The 4917-nt window shown below is 34.5% G+C and carries 5 protein-coding genes and 1 pseudogene; all 6 read left to right on the top strand.

The genetic code is table 11. From position 1 onward, the window contains the following. Positions 1-217: hypothetical protein (locus tag F6K13_RS18175; protein WP_287287944.1), on the top strand; the 217-nt coding region annotated here is incomplete at its 5' end. Further along, a complete protein-coding gene (locus tag F6K13_RS18170; protein ID WP_287287943.1) occupies positions 151-1830 on the top strand; it encodes a cell wall metabolism sensor histidine kinase WalK in 1680 nt (559 codons plus the stop codon). The genes F6K13_RS18175 and F6K13_RS18170, both read left to right, overlap by 67 nt. A gap of 810 nt (positions 1831-2640) precedes the next feature. After that, complete coding sequence (locus tag F6K13_RS18165; protein ID WP_338043229.1) at positions 2641-3042, top strand: PAS domain S-box protein; 402 nt, start codon at positions 2641-2643, stop codon at positions 3040-3042. Then, entirely contained in the window at positions 3015-3395 is a 381-nt protein-coding gene (locus tag F6K13_RS18160; RefSeq protein ID WP_124146439.1) for a PAS domain S-box protein, read from the top strand. Before F6K13_RS18165 ends, F6K13_RS18160 begins: the two co-directional genes overlap by 28 nt. 108 nt (positions 3396-3503) lie before the next feature. Further along, entirely contained in the window at positions 3504-3806 is a 303-nt protein-coding gene (locus F6K13_RS18155) for a PAS domain-containing protein (protein WP_205127480.1), read from the top strand. An 11-nt stretch (positions 3807-3817) separates the two neighbouring features. Then, positions 3818-3958, top strand: a pseudogene (locus F6K13_RS18150) (diguanylate cyclase domain-containing protein); the annotation flags it as partial. Positions 3959-4917: the final 959 nt, after the last annotated feature.

Raw genomic sequence — 4917 nt, 5'->3', positions numbered from 1 at the left:
GTTGACCCCCTACATGGGACATCGCGAGATTGAAGCTGGAGGCAAGCGTGCCCTCGAAAGTATCATCACCTCTGCCTTGATTGTGGCTGTGGTCTTTGTGGTGAGCGATTTCAATGAGATTCAAAAGTTAATCGTGATTGGGTCTGAAACGTGCCGTCAAGACGAAGTCAACGTCGTGGTTGGCTTGTCGCTAAATGGCCGAAAAATCTCAAATTAGGGCGGTGGAAACTCGAGCCATCTTCTTTGCAGACACGCCTAACATTGGGTATTGCATTATTTTCAGTATTAGGACTAGGGAGTGTAGCCTTGTGGACAAGTTGGAAGATGCAGCAATTGTTGATAGTCACTCATAAGCATAACATTGAGCAGATAGCTGAACGTTTTCCCAGAGATGTTGAAATGTACAGTGAAACGTGGTATGTCAAGAAAAGTTTACAGAAAGCTATTGATAATTTAACATTGGCCAATGTATTTATTTGGGTCAAAAATCAGCAAGGTACTGTGATAGTTCAATCACAAAATTTCCAGAGTGACAGTGACCATTTTGTTTTAAAATCTTTAGCTGAAATGCCCTCAAAACCCTTAGTTTATCCAATAAATGGACGCTATTTTGTGTTTTGTGGTGGTCCTTTAACAGTTAATGGGATGAATGTTGGTAAACTTTATATCGCTCTAGACATTTCCCGCGATCAAAAGATGCTAGTGACGATGGTTATGAGTTTAAGTGTGGCGAGTATTTTGGCAATAATTGGAGTAACACTTGCTATAACTGTCTATATTCAACGTTCTCTCATACCTCTGCGTCATATTAGTCAACTTGCTGATAATGTTAATGCCGATATTCTAGATCGAGCAACAGTTTCTTTAGAACGCGCTCCTAGTGAAGTTAAGGAGTTGGCGAGAACTTTAGATACTATGTTGGGCCGGTTGTCTGATTCTTGGGAACAGCAAAGGCAGTTTGTGAGTAATGTTTCTCATGAGTTAAGAACTCCTTTGACTATTGTTTCTGGTTATCTTCAGAGTCTTTTGAGAAGGGGTAATAATTTAACGGAGATTCAGAAAGAAGCTATTTCGATAGCTTCTGGGGAAGCACAACGTACTGTTGAATTATTGAAAGATTTGCTGGAGTTAGCTAGAGCAGATAGTGGACAAATTCATTTTCATTTAGAAGCGGTTGTACTGAATGATTTGGTAGCAGAAGTAGTGGAAATGGCTAAACAGTTTAGTGGTCGAGAAATTATTCTGAGGTTTGGTAATGGAAGTGATTTTGTTAATCTAGAGCAAATATTTAGTGATAATAAAAATTCAATTATTACAGAAAAAAGTAATCTAGTCTCTGCCCAGATTGGCAACTCTAAAAAACTAAGTTTAGAGCAAAATATCAATAATAATTATATTGCTAGTAAATTAAGTTTAAAATCAAAAAATATTGTCGGTAAATCACAATATCAGATTGATAAAACTATAAATTTATCGTTAATTGAAGTCATGGTAGACCGCAATCGCTTCAAACAGGTTTTACTAAATTTAATTGATAATGCTGTTAAATATTCTGGTGAAGATTCTCCTATAATTTTAAATTTGTGTCAACAAAGTGGTGAAGCGATCGTTCAGGTATGTGACAAAGGTCAGGGTATTTCTTTATCACAACAAGCTAAGATTTTTGAACGTTTTTATCGAGCGGATGAAGCTAGAAATCGTTCTGGTGGAGCTGGTTTAGGTTTATCTATTGTTAAAACTTTGGTAGAAGGAATGGGAGGAACTATTCAAGTTTATTCAAAGTTAGATCGAGGCAGTATATTTACTGTGAAATTTTCAGTGAAACAATAGCTTTTGTTGTTTGCAATTATAGCGGTTTTCACATAGTATATACTACAGCTATCAAGTATTTTTATACTCCCTATTCCCTGCTGCTTGTTCCTTAGCTCCCGCGCGCAAAAATAATTTTGTAGTCTACTTAAATGAAAAGCGCTGTAAGCATTTATCTTTTTCTTTTGGGTTTAATACCCCGCTATCTACACGCTGTTTACAATTGGTTGGGGTTTGTAGATACAAAGTGCTAGGTCGTTGACTATACCCATCCACTTTTTCCTTCTTCCTTATTCCTTCTTCAAGGAAATTGATTTGTACAGCTTAATTTTAATCTTTCCCTGTTTCGGAAAATTCTCTAATACCAATTTGATAAATATTTGCTACAAATAACTAGGTTATTTATTAGGAGTCAGGAGGGAATAAAGAAGCAAGAATGAAGAAGCAAGAATAAAGAATAAAGAGGAGAAAAAGAAGACAGAGGAGAAAAAGGAGAAAGTTTTTTTTATCACTAATTATCCGGACATGATATAACAATCTTATTTGAGTTTTTAGGTCTTCTAGACTTTTAGGAAACTCTTAACTGGAAATAGGAAATAGGGAATGGGAAACACCGAAGCAATAAAATTTTTATCAATCATTCCTAATTACTATATATAGCAATCTTATTTGAGTTGTGAGATATTGTAGATTCTAGGGAATAGCGGTGTGACCCTGCATCGGCGTTAGATGCAAGCGATCGTTAGCGCAGCTTCCCGTAGGGTGGGATGGCGTTTTGCTCCGCAAAATATCAATCTTTCAAGAAATTGTACAAAATGATAGTACAAAAAAATCTCCTATTATGTTGATATAACAAAATGCAAAAAAACTGAAAAAAAATTAAAAAATTCAGAGTTTAAGTACCGTGCATTTATGCAAGATGTGGGTGAGGCAATTTTAATTGCTGATTTACAGGGAAAGATTATAGAAGCTAACTATAAAGCTACAGAAATATTGGGTTATCACAGAGAAGAACTTGTGCAAATGCACGCCAAACAAATCCATCCACCAGAAATACACCAAAAAGTAATAGCGACAATACTGGAAACAGCAAAAAATGGCAAAAATTTTATACCAAATATTCTAGCTTTGAGGAAAGACGGCAATTGGATTTGGATAAATATTATCATTTTCTTTGTGGGTTTAATACCCCATCGTCAACGGGGGTGTTCAAAATTACTTGGGGGAGCGTAGACGCGGAGCGGCCCTTCGTTGACTATCCCCATGTAATTTTCCTTCTGTCTCCTGTCTCCTGTCTCCTGTCTCCTGTCTCCTTCTTCAATTATAAAATTATTCAGTTAGAGAATGATGAAAAATTTTATCAAGTAATTTTTCAAGATATCACTTCCTATGTTTTAGCTGAAGCAGTAATAAAAGAAAGTGAAGAAAAATTTCGTGCGACTTTTGAACAGACTTTAATGGGAATATTTTTTGCTACTTTATCAGGAAAAATATTCCGAGTTAACCAAGTATTTAGGAATATTTTTGGATATAGTAATGCCGATTTATCAAAGTTAAACTTGGTGGATATTATTTATGCAGAATAACGGCAAGATTCTCAAATTAATTTACGCTCTCTTCTGGCATAAAATATACAAAAATATTCAACTGATAACCATTTAATTCACAAAAAAGGTAAAATTATTTGATCATATTTGAATATATATTTAATCAAAACTTCCCAAGAACCAAAATATTTAATTGACTTGATTAAAGATATTACTGAGCGTAAACAAATGGAATTAGATTTAAAAAAAAGTGAAGAACGTTGGAAATTAGCGTTGCGCGGTAATAATGATGGTATATGGGATTGGAATATTAAAACTAATGAATGTTTTTATTCAACCCGTTGCCAAGAAATTTTAGGTTATACAGAAACGGAGATTTTTAATCATGTAGATGATTGGAAAAATCGTATGTATCCTGATGATATTAATTTAGTAATACAGTCTATTTAAGAACATCAAGTTTAGGAGTATCTAGTATTATCCCATTTACTGAAGCCACTTATCAAAGTTTAATTGCAGGAGCAGATCGAGCACTTTATCAAGCAAAAGAAAAAGGTAGAAATCAGGTGATTCCTTATGTAGGTGATATAATTATTAATTAACTAAAAGATCGAACTTAAAATTTAAAATTATATTTTATAATTTTTGACAAGTCTTCCTATCCGACTCAGGAGACTAATATCAAATCCCGTAGTATTGGTGTAATTAGATAAAGAGTGCGGGGACTCACCCCTAACCCCTCCCAGGAGGGGGAAATCTTGAAAGATTTGGCAATGGCGCTCAGATGGAAAATTTTTTTAGACCAAATTCAAAGGATTTGATATAGCTTATTAAATGCCTTTTTATATCATGTCTCTTTAAATAACCGCTTCGGAAAAATTTAGGGAGTAGGGAGTAGGGAGTAGGGAGTAGGAAGTAGGGAACAAGGGGAAATTTAAAAAATATTTTCTCTCAAGAGAAGAACATTTTTATTATGGCTAATTAATGAGACTTGATATTGCTACTTAGTATTGATGACTGACTACTCTCGTTCCTGCTAATACTAATTTGATGTGAGACTGCACAGAATGAGGTATTAGGTCGTATATCTTAGGTATTGGGTGTTATATCAAATACGGTTGAATATTTATTATATAGTTGGGAGCGGCGGAGTGAGGGAGTAGGGGAGTAGGGGAGTAGGGGAGTAGGAGGAGGTTAAATATTGAAGTAATACCAATTTCATAAACTGAAACAACACTTGTAAAAGTATCTATCAAGCTTGAAAACTAAGGTGTCAAGTTATGTTTAGTCTGACTTTAGGAAATTGGTATAATTATAGGATTATAAACAGATATTATATAACAGGATTCTATGTGCAATTAACCGGATTTGATATTATACAAATTTTATGTGAGGTGGCACAGAATTATGAAATTTATTAACTTGTCTATCTCGATATACACTCAATCCCAATCAATATATTATTCTATGCAGCTTCTTATTAATTTGGTATAATCTCATATCCGGATAATTAACGATCAAAAAACTTTTTCCCTTCAAGCCTTTTCTTCCCTTCTGCCTT

Source organism: Okeania sp. SIO2B9, assembly GCF_010672505.1.
GTDB lineage: Bacteria > Cyanobacteriota > Cyanobacteriia > Cyanobacteriales > Microcoleaceae > Okeania > Okeania hirsuta.
The sequence above is the reverse complement of the archived record's forward strand: the minus strand, read 5'-3'. Positions and strand labels throughout refer to the sequence as shown.